Raw genomic sequence first — 18886 nt, forward strand, 5'->3', positions numbered from 1 at the left:
GGACCCGGCCGGGTTCATCGGGGTCCGGGCCCCGTTACATGGTGACTCGGATGCACCTTTTTGCCGGTCCGTCAAGTCACGTGACGAACCTGTGATCGGGCCTGGATCCTTGATATTTCAAGGAAGAGAGGCATCCGGCCCGGGAAGTTGCCGCGCTCACACGTGGTAAACTGGAAGCCGGGAAAGGGGATAATCCACATGGTTTTTGAAGTCGGCGAGACGGTTGTTTACCCTCACCACGGCGCAGCGAAGATTGAAGAGATCAAGATGCGCACCATCAAGGGCGTTGAGAAGATGTACCTCAAGCTCCGCGTAGCCCAGGGCGACCTCACCATTGAGGTTCCCGCCGAGAACGTCGATCTGGTGGGCGTTCGGGATGTCGTGGGCAAGGAAGGCCTGGAGCACGTCTTCGACGTACTCCGTGCCGAGTTCACCGAAGAACCCACCAACTGGTCCCGCCGTTACAAGGCGAATCTGGAGAAGCTGGCTTCCGGTGACGTGATCAAGGTCGCCGAGGTCGTGCGCGATCTCTGGCGTCGTGACCAGGACCGCGGCCTGTCCGCGGGGGAGAAGCGGATGCTGTCGAAGGCGCGTCAGATCCTCATCTCCGAGCTGGCCCTGGCAGAGAAGACGGATGAGGAGCACGCTGCGAACGTTCTGGACGAGGTTCTCGCCTCGGACGTGAAGGCTTCCTAGTACTCCCCGCCGCGGTCTTTCCGAAAGGCCCGGTTTTCCGAAAGGCCCGTTTGGTGCATCCGCACCGGACGGGCCTTTCGCTGTTCAGCGCCTTTCGCTGTTTCCTGCCCCTTGCCGTTCCGGGCCCTGTGATGGTGTCAGGAGCCCGTTCCGCGCCGGGACGTGAACACGATCCCTGGCGCGGGGGTGAACCGCCCGTCCTGGTCCGCCTCGATCGCGACCTCGAGCCGTGACGTTCCGCTGGGCTCGCCGGTCGGGAACCAGGCCCGGCCGGGAGTCACGAGGATGAGCATCCCGTGCACGGTGCCGAGAGGCTGGAACGACGCCGATCCGCTGCCATAGTCGGGGATCCCGAAAGCCGCACGGATCCCGTCCGCGGTGCTCGCCACGTCAGCGACCGGCACCCCGGCCTCGCTGATGTTCTGGATGTCGGCCGCCGTGAAGGGGTGGTCCCGGTCGTCGGGGATGTCGCGCCGGACGATGAGTTCCAGGATGTTCCGGTCAGGATCCGCGAAGTAGAGCGACCGGGCGTTCCACGTCGTCGGCATGTCGAATTCGTCCTGGCCCTCGGCGTTCCGGAGCAGTGTGACCCGCGAACTGAGCCAATGCTTGGCGCTGGCGAGCTGCCCGCGAGGGATGGTCCACGCGAGGTGCTGTCGGCCCGGCCCCGTGGGACCCTCGTGGAGCACCAGCGCTGAGCTGCCGATCTGGACGACCAGCCCGTCGTCCTCGCGGTGGACCGGGAGCCCGAGGAGCTGCCCGTAGAAGGTCTCCGCGCGCCTGAGGTCGGAGGTGTTGAAGGCCACTGAGATGATCCGCATGACGCCAGCCAACCGCCTCAACCATGGTTGAGGTCAAACGCACGCTGGCGCCGGGTGCCGCCGCCGCGACTACGCTGGCTCTATGACTTCTGTTTCACGGCTCGGGGTGGTGGTCCTGGCGGCCGGCTCCGGGCAGCGCCTGGGATTCGGCATCCCCAAGGCCCAGGTACTCCTGGGTGACGAACCGATTCTGCGGCACGCCCTGTCGGGTGTGGTGGCCGCGGGTGTCGCGGACGCGATCGTGGTCGCGCTGCCTTCCGCGGACGCCGGCGACGGCGACGCGCTGCGGGAGGTCGTGGAGACCTTCCGCGCCGAGCACCCGGCGGCGCCGTGGAGCCTCACCGTCGTGGAGGGCGGTGCGACCCGCTCGGATTCTGTGGCGCGGGCACTCACGGCGCTGGACGGCGTCGAGCACGTCCTGGTGCACGACGCGGCCCGTCCGCTCGTCCCGGTCCAGGTGTTCCAGCGGGTGGCCGACGCCCTGCGGGCGGGCGCCCGGGCGGTCATCCCCGCCATCCCCGTGGTGGACACCATCAAGCAGGTGCACGCCGGGCATGGCGCGGATGCGGAGATCGCCCCCGAACTCGTCACCGGCAACATCGCACGGGAGACGCTGCGCGCCGTCCAGACTCCGCAGGGCTTCAGCCTGGCCGCGCTGCGGGCCGCGCACGAGGACGCACAGTATCTCGATGACCGGCAGGCGGCCGCCATCACCGACGACGCCATGCTGCTCGAGTCCCGCGGCATCCCGGTCCACGTGGTGGCCGGTTCCAGCTACTCGCTCAAGATCACCACGGCCGTGGACCTGATCCTCGCCGAAGGCCTGCTCGAAGGACCGCTCGCCGGACGCTGGGTGGGGGAGGCATGATCATCCCGCGCACGGGCGTCGGCGTCGACGCTCACGCCTACGCCCCCGAAGACGCTCCCCGGCCGCTCTGGCTCGCAGGGCTCCACTGGCCGGGCGAGAGGGGCCTGGACGGGCACTCCGACGCGGACGTGGTGGCCCACGCCGCCGCCGACGCGCTCTTCTCCGCGGCCGGTCTCGGCGATCTCGGCACGCATTTCGGCACGGGCCGCCCCGAGTTCGCCGGCGCCTCGGGCGTCCGGCTGCTCACCGAGGCCGCACGGATCGTGCGGGAGGCGGGATTCGGGATCGGCAACATCGCCGTGCAGCTGCTGGGGAACCGCCCCAAGTTCTCGCCCCGGCGGCTCGAAGCGGAAGCGGTGCTGACGGAGGCCGCCGGAGCGCCCGTCAGCGTCTCCGCCACCACCACGGACGGGCTCGGTTTCCTCGGCCGCGGTGAAGGGCTCACCGCGGTGGCGACGGCACTCGTCTACCCGGTCCCGGCGGACGGGGTCTGAGGTCGTCTCTGAGCTCCGTCCCGCGGGAAATGGCGGCGACGGACCCCAGGGCATAGGCTTTGGCAGGTGACACTGCGTTTCTATGACACGGCCTCAGCCCAGGTCCGCGAATTCCAGCCGCTCGAGCCCGGCAAGGCGAGCCTGTATTACTGCGGCGCCACCGTCCAGGGCCTGCCCCACGTGGGCCACGTCCGTTCGGCGATCGCCTTCGACCAGCTCACCCGCTGGCTCCGCTACCGGGGCTTCGTGGTGACCGTCGTCCGCAATGTCACGGACATCGACGACAAGATCCTCGCCAAGTCCGCCGAATCCTTCGAGGACGGTTTCGTCCCGGACGGCGACCGCCCGGCCAAGGAGCCCTGGTGGGCTATCGCCTACCGCTACGAGCAGGCGTTCCGCACCGCGTACGAGACGCTGGGCGTGTCCGCGCCGAGCTACGAGCCGCGCGCCACGGGCCACATCCCGGAGATGCACGCGCTCATCGCCCGGCTGATCGACCGCGGCCACGCCTACGCGGCCCCGGACGGCTCCGGCGACGTCTACTTCGACGTCCGCTCCTGGCCCGAATACGGCTCACTGACGCATCAGCGGATCGATGACATGCAGGCCGCCACCGACGCCGACCCGCGCGGCAAGCGCGACCCCCGCGACTTCGCGCTGTGGAAGGGCCACAAGGCGGGCGACCCCGAGACCGCCGCCTGGGATTCACCCTGGGGCCGCGGACGCCCGGGATGGCACCTGGAATGCTCGGCCATGGTCACCAAGTACCTCGGCCCTCGCTTCGACATCCACGGCGGCGGCCTGGACCTGCGCTTCCCGCACCACGAGAACGAACTGGCCCAGTCCACCGCGGCGGGCGACGGCTTCGCGAACTTCTGGATGCACAACGGCATGGTCACGTACCAGGGCGAGAAGATGTCCAAGTCGATCGGCAACACGGTCAGCCCGGAGGAGATGCTCTCCCAGGCGAGTCCCCGCGTGGTGCGCTACTACCTGGGCCAGGCGCAGTACCGTTCGGTGCTCGACTACAACCCGGGCTCGCTCGCGGAGGCCGCGTCCGCCGTCGAGCGCATCGACGGCTTCATCAGCCGCGCGCTCCGCTCGCAGTCGCAGGGGAACGGGACGTTCGGTCACTTCAGCTACGGCGGGGTGCCGGAGGACTTCGCGAAGGCCATGGATGACGATCTCAATGTGCCGCAGGCTCTCGCCGTGCTGCATGAGACCGTCCGGGCCGGCAATGCCGCCCTCGCCGCGGGGGATGCCGACACGGTCCGGAGCGCGCTGGACTCGGTGCTGAGCATGACGCGGGTCCTGGGACTGGACGACGTCGCGTCCACGGGCAAAGCCGAGGGGCCAGCGCTGGAAGCGCTCGACGCGTTGGTGAGGGCCCAGCTCGAGGCCCGGGCCGCGGCTCGCGCGGCGAAGGACTGGGCCGCTTCGGATGCCATCCGGGACGGTCTGGCGGGGGCCGGGGTGGTCGTGGAAGACGGTCCTCAGGGGGCTTCCTGGAGCCTGCGTCAGGACTGACACGAGTTGAACCGTAAAATGGTGCAGGTCCGCAACACTACTGCAGAGGTGAATCATGGCCAAGATCGGCCGTTCCGGCGCTGTCCGTAAGCACAAGAAGGGCGCCTCCGTGGGTACTGGGGGCCATGGCCGCAAGTCGCTCGAAGGCAAGGGCCCCACGCCCAAGGCGGAGGACCGCACCTATCACAAGGCGCACAAGAACAAGGTCCTCGCCGAGCGCGCGGCGGCCAAGCGCGCCGGGGGAGACAACCGTGCCCCGCGTCGTGCCAGCGGTCCCAAGGGCCGTGCCACCGAAGAATTCGTGACCGGCCGCAACTCCGTGGTCGAGGCGTTGCGCGCGGGCATCCCCGCCAAGACGCTCTACGTGGCCATCCGCATCGACGTCGATGACCGCGTCAAGGAAGTCCTGAAGCTCGCGGCCGAGCGCGGTGTGCCGATTCTCGAAGCCGGCAAGCCGGAACTGGACCGCCTCACCGAAGATGCCGTCCACCAGGGCCTCGCTCTGCAGGTGCCTCCGTACGACTACGCGGATCCCTACGATCTCGCCGAAGAGACCATCGAAGCATGGCGCAAGGGCCACATCGCCAACCCGCCGCTTTTCGTCGCGCTGGACGGCATCACTGATCCCCGCAACCTCGGCGCCATCATCCGCTCCGTCTCCGCCTTCAGCGGTCACGGCGTCGTGGTGCCGGAGCGCCGTGCCGCGGGCATGACGGCGGCCGCCTGGAAGACCAGTGCGGGAGCGGCGACTCGTGTCCCCGTGGCCCGGGCCGGCAACCTGAACAACACCCTGAAGGCGTTCCAGGAGATGGGCATCTTCGTGCTCGGCCTGGACGGCGACGGCGAAGTCTCGTTGCCCGACCTCGAACTGGCCACCGAGCCGATCTGCCTCGTGGTCGGTTCGGAGGGCAAGGGTCTGAGCCGTCTAGTCCGCGAGCACTGCGACCAGATCGTCTCCGTGCCGATCGACTCCGCCATGGAGTCCCTCAACGCAGGCATGGCCGTCGCCATCTCCCTGTACGAAGTCTCCCGGCGCCGATCCCACCCCTGACAGTCCCATGAGCAATCCCATCACCATGCCCCTGGAATTCGTGGTGACGGCCTCCCGGCCGTTCCCCCTGGGCGTGACCCCGGCCCGTCAGGCCGACCAGTACGCCCCTGACACCGTCAACGTGGCGGTGTTCGCCCCCGGGCTGACCGCCGTCGACGTCCACCACCTCGGCCAGGACGGCCAGTGGCACCGGACGCGCCTGACGGAGAAGAGCGGCGGGGTCCACCACGGCCTCGTGCCGCGGTTCCCGCTGGGCACCCGGTACGGGTTCCTCGGGCCGGAGACGGCCGCTCGTCTGACGGGCAGCCTCCTCATGCGACGCGACGACGACGGCGCGCCGCACTCCAGCGTGCCCTCCGGCCTGCTGCTGGACCCCTACGGACGGGGCGTGGACGTCGTCGACGGCTCGCTCGTGTCGATGCGGATGCACCAGGACTTCGACTGGGGCGCCGACCGGCGCCCGAACACCCCGTGGCGGGACACCGTGGTCTACGAGGCCCACGTCCGCGGCCTGACGAAGCTGCACCCGGACATCCCCGAGGAGCTCCGCGGCACGTACGCCGGCCTGGCGAACCCGGTCATGGTGGATTACCTGAAGGAACTCGGCGTGACCGCCGTGGAACTGCTCCCGGTGCACTTCCACCTCGACGAGGCCCATCTGGAGAACGTCGGACTGACGAACTACTGGGGCTACAACACGGCGTCCTTCTTCGCGCCGCACCCGGACTACGCCACGGAGGCGGCCCGTGCCGCGGGCCCCGGCGCGGTCCAGGACGAGTTCAAGGGCATGGTCAAGCTCCTGCACGCGGCCGGCATCGAGGTCATCCTCGACGTCGTGTACAACCACACGGCCGAGGGCGGCAAGGACCTGCCCGCGCAGAGCTTCCGGGGACTCGGCGACGGGACCTACTACCGGCACGACGGCAACGGGAACTACTACGACACCACCGGCTGCGGGAACTCCCTCAACTTCGGCGAACCGCGCGTGGTGCAGCTCGTGCTGGACTCCCTGCGTCACTGGGTGCAGGACTACCACGTGGACGGCTTCCGTTTCGACCTGGCCACCACGCTGTGCCGGGACGAGAACAACCAGTTCGACCCCAAGCACCCCTTCCTTGTGGCGCTGGCCGCGGACCCGGTGTTCCACGAGGTCAAGCTCATCTCCGAGCCGTGGGATGTGGGTCAGGGCGACTCCTGGCAGACGGGGCGCTTCCCCTTCGGCTGGGTGGACTGGAACGACCGGTTCCGGGACACGGTGCGCTCGTTCTGGCTGACGGAACGCGGCGCGATCGACGCCGGTCACCAGGGCCGGAGCGTCTCCGCGCTGGCGGATGTGGTGTCCGGCTCGGCGTCGCTCTTCGCGCCGTCCGGCCGCAACCGGCTCGCATCCCTGAACTTCATCACCGCGCACGACGGCTTCACGATGCGGGACCTGGTGTCCTACGACCGGAAGCACAACGAGGCCAACGGTGAGAACAACCGGGACGGCAACGACAGCAATTTCAGCTACAACCATGGCTACGAAGGCCGCACCGAGGTGGAGTCCCTCCTCGCCGAGCGCGCGCTGACCAGCCGGAACCTCATGACGACACTCATGGTCTCCCTGGGCGTCCCCATGATCGTGGCCGGTGACGAGCTGGGCCGCACCCAGCAGGGCAACAACAACGCGTACAACCAGGACAACGCCATCACCTGGATCGACTGGACGCCCACGCGAGAGAGCCGGCAGATGTTGCGGGCCACGCAGCGGGCCATCCGGATCCGCCGCGAGTTCATGGCGGCGCAGCCGTTCGACTACCCCCAGCGGGACGAGCACTCCTATCTGCACTGGTTCAACCAGGACGGCGAGTTCATGTCCGGCGAGGACTGGAACAACCCCGGCCAGCGCCTGGTGCAGCTGCTGCTCGGGGCCCGCAAGGGCAAGGTCGACGGTCTCGTGGTCATCAACGGCGGCCCGAGCGATGTGGAGATCGTGCTGCCGCGGCTGTCCGAGCTCGGCATCACTGCTGCCGAGGACACCGCCAAGTTCGAACTCCGGCTGTCCACGTCCCTCGTCCATGACGAACGCCGAGGCACCCGTCGCGCGGAAGGGGAGAAGGACCTGGTGGACGCCTTCTCCATGAACATCTACCGACTCTGAACATCTACCGACTCTGAGGTCCCGTGAACCGTAAAACGCTCCTGAGCCTGGCCGGCCTCGTCCTCGCCGCCGTCGTGGCGGGCCTGATCTGGCTCGGCGGCAGCGGATCGGGCAGCAAGCCGCTCGCCGGCGACGGCGGGAACGCCACGCCCGGCAGCTCGGCGACCCAGCGCCCGGGGGTGAAGAACCCGAGCAGTCTGGACACCGTGAAGGAGTCCGCGCTGCCGGCGGAGGCCCGTCGCACGCTGGAGCTGATCGCGAAGGGTGGCCCGTACCCGTACGACCGGGACGGGATCAACTTCAAGAACTTCGAAGGAGTGCTGCCCAAGAAGCGCGGCGGCTACTACCAGGAGTTCACCGTGCCGACCCCGGGTTCGCGGGACCGTGGGGAGCGGCGCATCATCGTGGGGTCGGAGCACGAGAAGTACTACACCCCGGACCACTACAAGAGCTTCCGCTTCATCCTGGAGGGCCAGTGAGGACCTACTCGGCCGCCGGCCACACGCTGAGCGAACTCGCGCACGCGAGTCTCGCCGTCGGGCGTGAGCCGTTCACCGTCCCCGCCGCCGCGGACAAGGCGGGCACCCTGGCAGCCTTCGCCACCGCACTCGGGTTCCCCGACTGGTTCGGGGGCAATCTGGACGCGCTCAACGACTGCCTCGGGGACTGGGCCGACGCGCTCAGCTCGCCGTCCGCTCTCCTGTGGCAGCGCTCCGCGACGCTCGACGCCGGCACCGCGGCCGCCGTCGAGAGCATCCTCGGCGAGGTGGAGGCGGGCAGCCCGCACCTCGCCGTCGTCATCCTCGGCTGAGGGGCCCGGCCTGGGGAGTGGGATCAGCGGAAGCTTGCGTAAAGGGGCCCCCGCAGCCCCTTGCACAGCGAAAGCCGAGTACCTCGCTGCGGGGATAGCAAGCGGAGCTGATCCTGCTCCCCGGGCCACGTCCGCCCCGCGGCTACGCGTTGACGACCAGGCCGAGTTCCGCGCTGCTCGCCAGGCCCTCGTGGTGCGGGAAGATCCGCACCGTGTAGCCGAACGCGCCCGAGCGGTCCACCGGTATCGTGCCACGGAAGAGCCAGCGGCCGCCGCCCAGGTCCTCGGCGGGATCCAGATCCACGCTGCGGGGGTCCTTGATCCGGTCGTCATGGCCGGCCTTGCCGTAGGCGGCCGTCACGCGGACCTCCTCGGGCGTCAGGCCGTCGAGGGCCACGTAGCTGTTCACCGTGAGGGTGTCCCCGATCTGGGGTGATTCGCCCACGCCGCTGCTGTCGACGTGCTCCACGTGCACACTCGGCCACGAGGCCCGGACCCGCTGTGCGTAGGCGGCGAGGTCCTTCGCGAGGGCGTAGCCGTCCTCCGCGGCGTCCCGGCCGGAGACCGCGGCGGGCGTGTAGAGTCCCGAGACGTAGTCCTTGACCATGCGGTCCGCGGAGACCGCCGGGCCGAGGTGGGCCAGGGTGTGCTTGATCATGGAGATCCACGCGGTCGGCAGCCCGTCCTCCTCCGCCGAGGAGGGACCGGCGGCGCCCGCATCGGTGGAGAGCGCGGCGCCGTAGAAGCGCGGAGCCACCTGGGTCTCGAGCAGCTCGTACAGGGCGGCCGCCTCGATGTCGTCCCGTTCCTCGGGGGACGCGCCGTTGTTCGCGGTCGGGATCGCCCAGCCGTTCTCGCCGTCGTACATCTCGTCCCACCAGCCGTCCAGCACCGAGAGGTTGAGCGAGCCGTTGATGGCGGCCTTCATGCCCGACGTCCCGCAGGCCTCCAGGGGCCGCAGCGGGTTGTTGAGCCAGACATCGCAGCCCGGGGAAGAGGGTCCGGGCCATGGCGATGTCGTAGTTGGGGAGGAACACGATCCGGTGCCGGACTTCGGGGTCGTCCGTGAAGTGCACCAGGTCCTGGATCATCTTCTTGCCCGCGTCGTCGGCCGGGTGCGACTTGCCCGCGATCACGAGCTGCACCGGATGCTCCGGGTGCAGGAGGATCCGCCGGAGCCGTTCCGGATCCCGCAGCATGAGGGTCAGACGCTTGTACGTGGGCACGCGACGGGCGAACCCGACGGTCAGGATGTCGGGGTCGAGCACGCCGTCCGTCCACCCGAGTTCGGCATCGGCCGCGCCGCGTTTCTTCCAGGAGGACCGCAGGCGACGCCGCACATCCGCCACCAGCTTGCCGCGCAGCTCCCGGCGCAGGGCCCAGAGCGTCTCATCCGGCACGTTGTACGCCAGATCCCAGCGGCCCAGGGACTCGGCCTCCGGTCCGAAGGCGTCCCGCGCCAAGGTGCCGATGCTGGAGTCCACCCAGGTGGGGACGTGCACGCCGTTCGTGACGGAGCCGATCGGTACTTCGGATTTCTCGAACCCCGGCCAGAGGCCCGCGAACATGCCGCGCGAGACCTCGCCGTGCAGCTTGGCGACGCCGTTGGCGCGCTGGGCCAGTCGGAGACCCATGACGGCCATGTTGAACTTGCCGGGATCGCCGCCGTCGTAGCTCTCCCGTCCGAGGTCCAGGATCCTGTCCACGGGGACTCCGGGGGCCAGGCCCGCCCGGAAGAAGTGCTCGATCTGGGCCAGTTCGAAGCGGTCGATTCCCGCCGCCACCGGGGTGTGGGTGGTGAAGACCGTCGACGCCCGGCCCGCGGCCAGGGCCTCGTCCCAGCTCAGACCCTGGCCCGTCATGAGCTCCTGGATGCGCTCGATGCCGAGGAATCCCGCGTGGCCCTCATTCGTGTGGAAGACCTCCGGCGCGGAGGTGCCCGTCAGGCGGGCGTAGGCGCGCAGGGCCTTCACGCCGCCCATGCCGAGGGAGCAGTTCCTGTTGGAGGCGGTGGTCCCCGCCGCCTCCGTAGAGCCGATCCGTGATGCCGCGCGCGGCGTCGTCGTTCCCCGGCACATTGGAGTCCAGCAGGAGCAGCGGCACGCGGCCCACCTCGGCGCGCCAGATCTGCGCAAGCAGCTGCCGTCCGTGGGGGAGCGGAAGCCGGACGGTCACGGGCGTCCCGTCCTCCTCCCGCAGGAGGGTCAGAGGGAGGTTGTCCGGGTCCAGCACCGGGTAGGTCTCCTGCTGCCAGGCGTCGCGGGAGAGGGACTGCTTGAAATACCCGGCCTGGTAGAGCAGCCCGACACCCACCAGGGGGACGCCGAGGTCGGACGCCGACTTGAGGTGGTCGCCGGCCAGGATGCCCAGGCCGCCCGAGTACTGCGGGAGCACCTCGGTGATGCCGAATTCGGGGGAGAAGTACGCGATGCGCTCGGGGGCGTCGCCGTTCAGGCTCTGGTACCAGCGCGGTTCGGTGAGATAGCGGTCCAGATCCGCAGCGGCCGTCCGGATGCGGGCCACCACGTCCTCATCCCGCGCCATGGCCCGGAACTCCTCGCCCGAGATGGCCCCCAGGAGCGCCACGGGGTCGTGCCGGCTCTTGTCCCACAGCACGGGATGCAGGCTTTCGAAGAGCCGGCGGGTCGGAAGGTGCCAGGACCAGCGGAGATTGTTCGCCAGGCGGGCCAGTGGGGCGATCGGTTCGGGCAGGACGGTTCTGACGGTGAATCTGCGGATGGCCTTCACGTGCGCCACACTAACCGAGTCATCCGACCATCGGAACAGGGGCAAGTTTCTTTTTGGTAAATGACGCGTGACGGCGGTTTCTTTCAAATGACCCTTAGCAATCGGCCCTGGTCCGGACTAACGTCGTGGGTGTGAGCAGCACCAAACGAAGCGCCAGCCGAGCCAAGTCCACCCCCGAGCTCCCCGCGTCCAACGGGATCCCGAGCGGCCTGCGGTTCGGCAGGTTCCCCATCACGAATGTGCAGCCGAGCGTCGAGGGCGGCCGCTTCCCCGCCAAGGCCGTTCCGGGCCAGGGCCTTGTGGTGAGCGCCACCGTCTTCCGTGAGGGGCACGACCAGCTGGGCGTCACCGCGGTCCTGAAGGATCCCAAGGGCAAGGTCCGGGTGACCGTCCGTCTCCACCCCGCCCGCGGCGAGCGCGGCCTCGGCACCGATCTGTGGGAGGGCGTCTTCACTCCGACCGCCACGGGCGCCTGGACCTTCCTCATCGAGGCCTGGCATGACCGGTACGGCACCTGGCACCACAACGCGGAGATCAAGGTCGCCGCGGGCGTGGACGTGGAACTCATGCTCGCCGAGGGCGCCGCGCTGCTCGCCCAGGCCGCCGACGACGACGCCAAGCGCACCGCAGCGGACCGCCGCACCCTCCGCCGTGCCGCCGAGGCGCTCGCGGACTCCCGGCTGACCGTCGAGGAGCGCCTCGGGGCCGGCTTCTCGGACGCCGTGGCCGGCGCCGTCGAGCGCCAGCCGATCCGCGAGCTGGTGACCGAGTCGGAGGAGTTCCCGATTCTCGTGGAACGCACCGCCGCGGGCCAGGGCTCCTGGTACGAATTCTTCCCGCGGTCCGAGGGCGCCAAGCGAGACCCGGTCACGGGGGAGTGGACCTCCGGGAACTTCCGCATCGCCACCGGCCGTCTGCCCGGCGTCGCCGCCATGGGGTTCGACGTGCTGTACCTGCCGCCGATCCATCCGATCGGCCAAGCCCATCGGAAGGGCCCCAACAACACGCTCGTGGCAGGACCGGGTGACCCCGGCTCGCCGTGGGCCATCGGTTCGGCCGAGGGAGGTCATGACGCGATCCACCCGGACCTCGGCACCTTCGAGGACTTCGACGCGTTCGTGGCGGAGGCCGAGGCGCAAGGCCTGGAGGTCGCGCTGGACCTCGCGCTTCAGGCGAGCCCCGACCACCCCTGGGTGCAGAGCAACCCGGAGTGGTTCACCCGGCGCGTGGACGGCAGCATCGCGTATGCCGAGAATCCGCCGAAGAAGTACCAGGACATCTACCCGCTGAACTTCGACAACGACCCGGCGGGCCTCAGCAAGGAGATCCTCCGCATCGTGCAGCTGTGGATCAGCCACGGCGTGAAGATCTTCCGCGTGGACAACCCGCACACCAAGCCCGTGTGGTTCTGGGAGTGGCTGATCGGCCGCGTCAACAAGAAGCACCCCGAGGTGGTCTTCCTGGCCGAGGCCTTCACCCGTCCCGCCATGATGCACGCGCTCGGCCGGGCCGGTTTCCAGCAGTCGTACAGCTACTTCACCTGGCGGAACACCAAGGAGGAGATCGAGGAGTACTTCACGGAGGTCTCCCAGGAGTCCGCGCCGTTCTTCCGCCCGAACTTCTTCGTGAACACCCCGGACATCCTCACGCAGTACCTGCAGTACGGTGGCCCGGCGGCGTTCAAGATCCGTGCCGTGCTGGCTTCGATGGGCAGCCCGCTCTGGGGCGTCTACGCCGGCTATGAGCTCTTCGAGCACGTGGCACGCCCGGGCGCCGAGGAGTACATCGACAGCGAGAAGTACGAGTACAAGGACCGTGACTGGGAGGCCGCCGAGGCGGCCGGGCGTTCGCTGGCGCCGTATCTGACGCGTCTGAACCACATCCGGCGTGGCCACCCGGCGCTGGGGGACCTGCAGAACCTCACGGTCCACCAGTCCTCGGACGACGCGACGGTGGTCTTCTCGAAGCACAAGACGCTGCCGGACGGCTCCAAGGACACCCTGATCGTGGTGGTGAACGTGGATCCGCACGGCACCCGTGAGTGCACCGTCTCCCTGGACCTGGACGCGCTCGAACTCGATCCCCAGGACTGGACCGCCTCCCACGGTTTCCGCGTGGATGACCTGATCAGCGGCCAGAGCTGGGAGTGGGGCGAGCACAACTACGTCCGGCTGGACCCGCACGTCGAACCTGCACACATCCTGCACATCCGCCGAGGAGTCTGATGACTTTCAGCCTGCCGTCCGCCAGCAACGGGATCGCCAGCCGGGACCGTTTCGACACCAACGCCCCGGGCCTCGCCCACGACCCCCAGTGGTTCCGCAAAGCGGTGTTCTACGAGGTCCTGGTCCGCGCCTTCGCGGACTCGAACGGCGACGGCTCAGGTGATCTGAACGGCCTGATCGACCGGCTGGATTACCTGCAGTGGCTCGGCATCGACTGCCTCTGGCTCCCGCCGTTCTTCCAGTCCCCGCTCCGGGACGGCGGCTACGACATCTCGGATTACAAGGCCGTGCTGGACGAGTTCGGCACCATCAACGACTTCCAGCGGCTGGTGGGCGAGGCACACGCCCGGGGCATGCGGGTCATCATCGACCTGCCGCTCAACCACACCTCGGACCAGCATCACTGGTTCCAGGAATCCCGGCGTGACCCGAGCGGTCCGTACGGCGACTTCTACGTGTGGAGTGACACGGACGAGAAATACCAGGATGCCCGGATCATCTTCATCGACACGGAGGAATCGAACTGGACGTTCGATCCCATCCGGAGGCAATTCTTCTGGCACCGTTTCTTCAGCCACCAGCCGGATCTGAATTTCGAGAATCCTGCCGTCGTCGAGGCCATTTACGACGTGGTGCGTTTCTGGCTGGATCACGGGGTGGACGGTTTCCGGGCGGACGCCATTCCGTATCTTTTCGAAGAAGACGGCACCAATTGCGAGAACCTGCCCGGAACCCATGAATTCCTGAGGGATCTGCGCGCCATGGTGGACCGTGAATACCCGGGCCGGATCATCATCGCGGAAGCGAATCAGCCCCCGCAGGAGGTCGTGGAGTATTTCGGCACCGAAGAGGCGCCGGAATGCCACATGTGTTTCCATTTCCCGATCATGCCGCGGCTGTATTTCGCCCTGCGGGACCAGTTGGCCGCGCCGATCGTGGAGTCCATGAAGGACACCCCGGCCATTCCGGCGGGAACCCAATGGGGCACGTTCCTGCGCAACCACGACGAGCTGACGCTGGAGATGGTGACCGCCGAGGAGCGCTCCGCGATGCTCGGCTGGTACGCCCCGGACCCGCGGATGCGCGCCAATGTCGGCATCCGGCGTCGTCTGGCGCCCCTCCTGGACAATTCGCGGTCCGAGATCGAGCTGATCAACGCGCTGCTCCTGAGCCTGCCGGGGTCGCCGTTCCTGTACTACGGCGACGAGATCGGCATGGGGGACAACATCTGGCTCCAGGACCGCGACGCCGTCAGGACGCCCATGCAGTGGACTCCGGACCGCAACGCCGGGTTCTCGATCGCCGACCCGGGCAAGCTCTACCTGCCCGTCATCCAGTCGCTCGTGTACCACTACGGCATGGCGAACGTGGAGGCGGAGGCGGCCCACTCAGGATCGCTGCTGCGCTGGACCCGGCAGATCCTGGCCGTCCGCAAGGCTCATCCGGCCTTCGGCCTCGGCGCCTTCCACCACGTTCCGGCCAATCATGAGTCGGTGCTCGCCTACCGCCGCGAGGTGCTTCCGGACAACGCGGAAGGCGCCCAGCCCGAGACGCTGCTGTGCGTCTTCAACCTGTCCCAGAATCCGGTGGCGGCCGTGCTGGACCTGCCGGAATTCGCGGGACGAGGTCTGCGGGACATCTTCGGCGGCCAGCCGTTCCCCAGCGTGGCCGATGACGGGACGCTCGGACTCACACTGTCCGGCAACGGCTACTTCTGGCTCCGGTTCCGCACGGCGGCGCCGGGGATGCAGACCACCGCCATCCCGATCGTGCCCCAGGGCGTGTGACATGACCGCCCCTGCCGACGAGCTCATGGGACTGCTGGAGCACTGGCTTCCGCAGCAACGGTGGTTCCCCGCCAAGGGGAGCGTGGTCACGATGTCCGTGGCCGCCGTGCTCCCAGGTGTCTCGCGGCCGGACCGGCATTCCGAGGTCAGGGTCCTGCGGCTCGAGTATCCCGATGCGCAGGGGTCGCCCGTGGTGACCCTGCTGCAGGTTCCGCTGCTCTTCCTCCGCGGCCGCCGACCAGGCGCCCGACGACGGCGCCGACGGTGCTGCCGGATTCATCGGCACTGGTTTCATCGGCGCCGTCTCCTCCGCCGGTGGCGAGGACGGCTCGCCCGCGGCGCCGGGGCCGTGGAATGTCTACGACGCCCCTCAGCGCCGCGAGTATCTGGACGAGGTCCTGGCCAGCACCTCGCTGAACGCCCACTCGGAGAACCCGGGCGAGCACGCCGGCATCCAGGCCCGTCGCGGCCCCGATGCCGCCAAGAGCATCGCGCTCTCGGACCCGTTGCTGTCCATGGATCCCATGCGGAGCGAGCAGTCGAACACGTCCATCGTGCTCAACGCGCAGGGACGCGGCATGATCGTGAAGTTCTTCCGGACGCTCTCCAACGGTCAGAATCCCGAGGTCGAGCTGGGCGCCGTCCTGACGCGGCTCGGCACCCAGGACGTCCCCGCCACGCTCGGCTGGCTCGAGGCCCACTGGCAGGACCAGGGCGTGGCCAACCAGGCCGATCTGGCGGTCATCCACGAGTTCCTCCCGGGCGGGTCCGACGCCTGGGGAGCCGCACTGGACGCGGCCGCCCGCGGGGAGTCGTTCGCGCGGCAGGCACACGCCATCGGGCAGGGAACGGCCCGGATTCACCGCCGCCTGGCCGAAGGGCTGCCGGTGTCGACCACGCCGGAGGGCGTGCTGAGCCGGCTGGCCGCCAGGGTGAGGGACAGCTGGGCGCAGGTGCGCGCCGTCGTCGGGCCGTACGACGCCGAGATCGAGGCACTGCTCACCTCGCTGTCCGCGGTGCCGGCGCAGCCGCAGCGGATCCACGGCGACCTTCACCTGGGGCAGATCCTCACCGTGCAGGCGCCCGCCGCCGGCGCCGACCGCTGGATCTTCCTCGACTTCGAGGGCGAGCCGCTCCGGCCCGTCTCCGAGCGGGCGCTGCCGGACCTGCCGTTGCGGGATGTGGTCGGGCTGCTCCGTTCCCTGGACTACGCCGCCGGGGCCGCTCAGCGCCAGGTGGCGGGAGCCGACGTCTCCGACGGGTGGGTGGCCGAGTGTTCGGCGGCCTTCCTGGAGGGTTATTCGAGTGTGGTGCCCGGGAGGATTGACCAGCGTTCTCCCCTTTTCATGGCATTGTGGCTGGACAAGGCCCTGTACGAGGTCCGTTACGAGCAGAGCAACCGCCCCGGCTGGCTGGACATCCCGGTCAGCGCGGCGCGTGCGACGCTGGACGAACTCGCAGGTCCCGACGCGAAAGGGAAACCATGACCCCCACCCCGGAAGCCGCTGCGCCGGCTCCCTTGCCGATCGATCAGGCCACGCTGGGCCAGGTGGCTCATGGTGAACATCACGCACCGCACTCCGTGCTCGGCGCCCACTTGGATGACCGCGGCGTGGTCACCTTCCGCACGGTCAAGCACCTCGCGGAGGCGGTGACGGTCATCCTCGCCGACGACGCGCGGATCCCCCTTCATCACGAAGGTTTCGGCGTCTGGGTGGGCACCTATGTCTCGCCCGACGGCGCGCACGTGCCGGACTACCGGATCGAGGTCGCCTACGAGGACGCCGAGCCCGTCGTGGTCGACGAGCCCTACCGCTACCTGCCCACGCTGGGCGAGCTGGACCTCCACCTCCTGCAGGAGGGCCGTCACGAGACGCTCTGGACCGTGCTCGGCGCCAGGGTGCAGCGCTACAGCTCCGTGATGGGCGAGGTCACCGGCGTCTCCTTCGCCGTCTGGGCCCCGAATGCTCAGGCCGTGCGGGTCATCGGCGACTTCAACTCCTGGGACGGACGTCAGCACTCCATGCGGTCCCTCGGTTCGAGCGGCGTGTGGGAGCTCTTCATTCCGGGGCTCGGTCCCGGCACTCGCTACAAGTTCGCGCTGCGCACGAAGCATGGACACTGGGTGGAGAAGGCGGATCCGCTGGCCTTCGGCACCGAGGTTCCGCCCATGACCGCGTCCGTGGTGGTGGAGCGCTCCTATGAGTTCAAGGACCAGGAGTGGATGACCGCCCGCGCGGCGCGCGATCCGCACAATTCGCCCATGAGCGTCTACGAGGTCCACCTCGGTTCCTGGCGCCTGGGCCTGAGCTACCGCGAGCTGGCGCGAGAGCTGGTCGAGTACGTCCAGTGGCTCGGCTTCACCCACGTGGAGTTCATGCCGGTGGCGGAGCACCCCTTCGGCGGCTCCTGGGGCTACCAGGTCACGTCCTACTACGCGCCGACCTCCCGTTTCGGGCATCCCGACGAATTCCGATTCCTCGTGGACGCGCTGCACCAGGCCGGCATCGGCGTGATCATGGACTGGGTCCCCGCGCATTTCCCCAAGGATGAGTGGGCGCTGGCACGCTTCGACGGCGAGCCGCTGTACGAGCACGCCGATCCCCGTCTGGGTGAGCACCCGGACTGGGGCACGTACATCTTCAACTTCGGCCGCAAGGAGGTCCGGAACTTCCTCGTGGCCAACGCCCTCTACTGGCTGGAGGAGTTCCACGTGGACGCCCTCCGCGTGGACGCCGTGGCCTCGATGCTGTACCTGGATTACTCGCGTGAAGAGGGACAGTGGGTGCCCAACCAGTTCGGCGGCCGCGAGAACCTGGACGCCATCAGCTTCCTGCAGGAGACCAACGCGACGGTCTACAAGCGCAATCCGGGAGCCGTGACGATCGCGGAGGAATCGACGGCGTTCCCCGGTGTCACGGCGCCCACGTCCCAGGGTGGCCTGGGCTTCGGGCTCAAGTGGAACATGGGCTGGATGCACGACTCCCTGGCCTACATCGCCGAGGACCCGGTCAACCGGCGCTGGCACCACAACACCATCACCTTCTCCCTGGTCTACGCGTTCACGGAGAACTTCCTCCTGCCGATCAGCCATGACGAAGTGGTCCACGGCAAGGGGTCCATGCTCCGCAAGATGCCCGGCGACCGCTGGCAGCAGCTCGCCAATCTGCGCGCGTTCCTCGCCTATCAGTGGGCTCATCCGGGCAAGCAGCTGATCTTCATGGGCACCGAGTTCGGCCAGGAAGCCGAGTGGAGCGAACAGCACGGGCTCGACTGGTGGCTCGCCGACGGCCCGGATCACCGCGGCGTCCAGCTTCTCGTCAAGCAGCTCAACGCGATCTACCAGGACACGCCGGCCCTCTGGGAGCAGGACAACACGGGGGAGGGGTACCGCTGGATCAATGGCGGCGACGCCGACCGGAACGTTCTCAGCTTCATCCGCATCAGCGCCGACGGCGAGGAACTGGTCTGCGCGGTCAACTTCGGGGGAGCGCCGCATCACGACTACCCGCTCGGCTTCCCTTCCGAGGGCGAGTGGGTGGAGATCCTCAATACCGACGCCCGCGAATTCGGTGGCTCCGGAGTCACCAACGGGGGAACCGTGGTGGCGGACAACGGCCCATGGGATGGCCAGCCCGCCTCGGCGAAGGTGACCCTCCCGCCGCTGGGTGCGGTGTACTTCACAAAACTCGCCTGAGCTGATCGAGGGCCGGACAGG

Annotated in this window: 13 protein-coding genes and 2 pseudogenes; 13 read left to right on the top strand and 2 right to left on the bottom strand. The window is 68.7% G+C overall.

Going from position 1 to position 18886, the window contains the following annotated elements; all coding sequences use genetic code 11:
• Nucleotides 1-198: 198 nt before the first annotated feature.
• Complete coding sequence (locus QFZ52_RS02000; RefSeq protein WP_066214979.1) at nt 199-696, top strand: CarD family transcriptional regulator; 498 nt, start codon at nt 199-201, stop codon at nt 694-696.
• Nucleotides 697-833: 137 nt separating this feature from the next.
• On the opposite strand, the gene QFZ52_RS02005 is transcribed toward QFZ52_RS02000, so the two are convergent.
• The gene (locus QFZ52_RS02005) at nt 834-1517 is read right to left on the bottom strand and encodes a VOC family protein (protein WP_307495955.1); all 684 of its coding nucleotides are present in this window, start codon (nt 1515-1517) and stop codon (nt 834-836) included.
• A gap of 82 nt (nt 1518-1599) precedes the next feature.
• Between QFZ52_RS02005 and ispD the strand changes: the two genes are divergently transcribed.
• From ispD to QFZ52_RS02040, 7 genes are all read left to right on the top strand, one after another.
• Nucleotides 1600-2385, top strand: coding sequence for a 2-C-methyl-D-erythritol 4-phosphate cytidylyltransferase (ispD, locus tag QFZ52_RS02010; RefSeq protein ID WP_307495956.1), 786 nt, complete (start codon nt 1600-1602; stop codon nt 2383-2385).
• Nucleotides 2382-2879 carry a 2-C-methyl-D-erythritol 2,4-cyclodiphosphate synthase gene (gene ispF, locus QFZ52_RS02015; RefSeq protein ID WP_307495957.1) on the top strand — a complete coding sequence of 166 codons (498 nt, stop codon included), beginning with the start codon at nt 2382-2384 and terminating at the stop codon, nt 2877-2879. Before ispD ends, ispF begins: the two co-directional genes overlap by 4 nt.
• A gap of 66 nt (nt 2880-2945) precedes the next feature.
• Nucleotides 2946-4406, top strand: coding sequence for a cysteine--tRNA ligase (gene cysS / locus QFZ52_RS02020; protein ID WP_307495958.1), 1461 nt, complete (start codon nt 2946-2948; stop codon nt 4404-4406).
• Between the two features lie 55 nt (nt 4407-4461).
• Complete coding sequence (gene rlmB, locus QFZ52_RS02025; RefSeq protein ID WP_307495959.1) at nt 4462-5457, top strand: 23S rRNA (guanosine(2251)-2'-O)-methyltransferase RlmB; 996 nt, start codon at nt 4462-4464, stop codon at nt 5455-5457.
• 7 nt (nt 5458-5464) lie between these two features.
• A complete protein-coding gene (gene glgX, locus QFZ52_RS02030) occupies nt 5465-7597 on the top strand; it encodes a glycogen debranching protein GlgX (RefSeq protein ID WP_307495960.1) in 2133 nt (710 codons plus the stop codon).
• A gap of 23 nt (nt 7598-7620) precedes the next feature.
• Nucleotides 7621-8076 (top strand): ribonuclease domain-containing protein, encoded by a 456-nt coding sequence (locus QFZ52_RS02035; protein ID WP_307495962.1) that lies wholly within the window; start codon nt 7621-7623, stop codon nt 8074-8076.
• Nucleotides 8073-8408 (top strand): barstar family protein, encoded by a 336-nt coding sequence (locus tag QFZ52_RS02040; protein WP_307495963.1) that lies wholly within the window; start codon nt 8073-8075, stop codon nt 8406-8408. The genes QFZ52_RS02035 and QFZ52_RS02040 overlap by 4 nt, the downstream gene beginning before the upstream one ends.
• A gap of 142 nt (nt 8409-8550) precedes the next feature.
• Here the strand turns inward: QFZ52_RS02040 and glgP are convergent.
• A pseudogene (gene glgP, locus QFZ52_RS02045) lies at nt 8551-11156 on the bottom strand (alpha-glucan family phosphorylase).
• A gap of 197 nt (nt 11157-11353) precedes the next feature.
• On the opposite strand from glgP, the gene QFZ52_RS02050 reads away from it, so the two are divergent.
• The 5 genes and pseudogenes from QFZ52_RS02050 to glgB all read left to right on the top strand — a co-directional run bounded on the left by QFZ52_RS02050 (nt 11354) and on the right by glgB (nt 18865).
• On the top strand, nt 11354-13381 hold the full coding sequence (locus QFZ52_RS02050) for an alpha-1,4-glucan--maltose-1-phosphate maltosyltransferase (RefSeq protein ID WP_307498627.1): 2028 nt from the start codon (nt 11354-11356) through the stop codon (nt 13379-13381).
• Nucleotides 13381-15168: a maltose alpha-D-glucosyltransferase gene (gene treS, locus QFZ52_RS02055; protein ID WP_307495964.1), complete on the top strand. Its 1788-nt coding sequence runs from the start codon at nt 13381-13383 to the stop codon at nt 15166-15168. The genes QFZ52_RS02050 and treS overlap by 1 nt, the downstream gene beginning before the upstream one ends.
• A 25-nt stretch (nt 15169-15193) precedes the next feature.
• Nucleotides 15194-15403: pseudogene (locus QFZ52_RS16120) on the top strand (maltokinase N-terminal cap-like domain-containing protein); the annotation flags it as partial.
• Nucleotides 15404-15692: 289 nt separating this feature from the next.
• Nucleotides 15693-16655: a phosphotransferase gene (locus QFZ52_RS02060; protein WP_307495966.1), complete on the top strand. Its 963-nt coding sequence runs from the start codon at nt 15693-15695 to the stop codon at nt 16653-16655.
• A complete protein-coding gene (glgB, locus tag QFZ52_RS02065; protein ID WP_307495968.1) occupies nt 16652-18865 on the top strand; it encodes a 1,4-alpha-glucan branching protein GlgB in 2214 nt (737 codons plus the stop codon). The genes QFZ52_RS02060 and glgB overlap by 4 nt, the downstream gene beginning before the upstream one ends.
• Nucleotides 18866-18886 lie beyond the last annotated feature (21 nt).

This window comes from Arthrobacter woluwensis (genome assembly GCF_030816155.1).
In the GTDB taxonomy this organism is placed as follows: domain Bacteria; phylum Actinomycetota; class Actinomycetes; order Actinomycetales; family Micrococcaceae; genus Arthrobacter_E; species Arthrobacter_E woluwensis_A.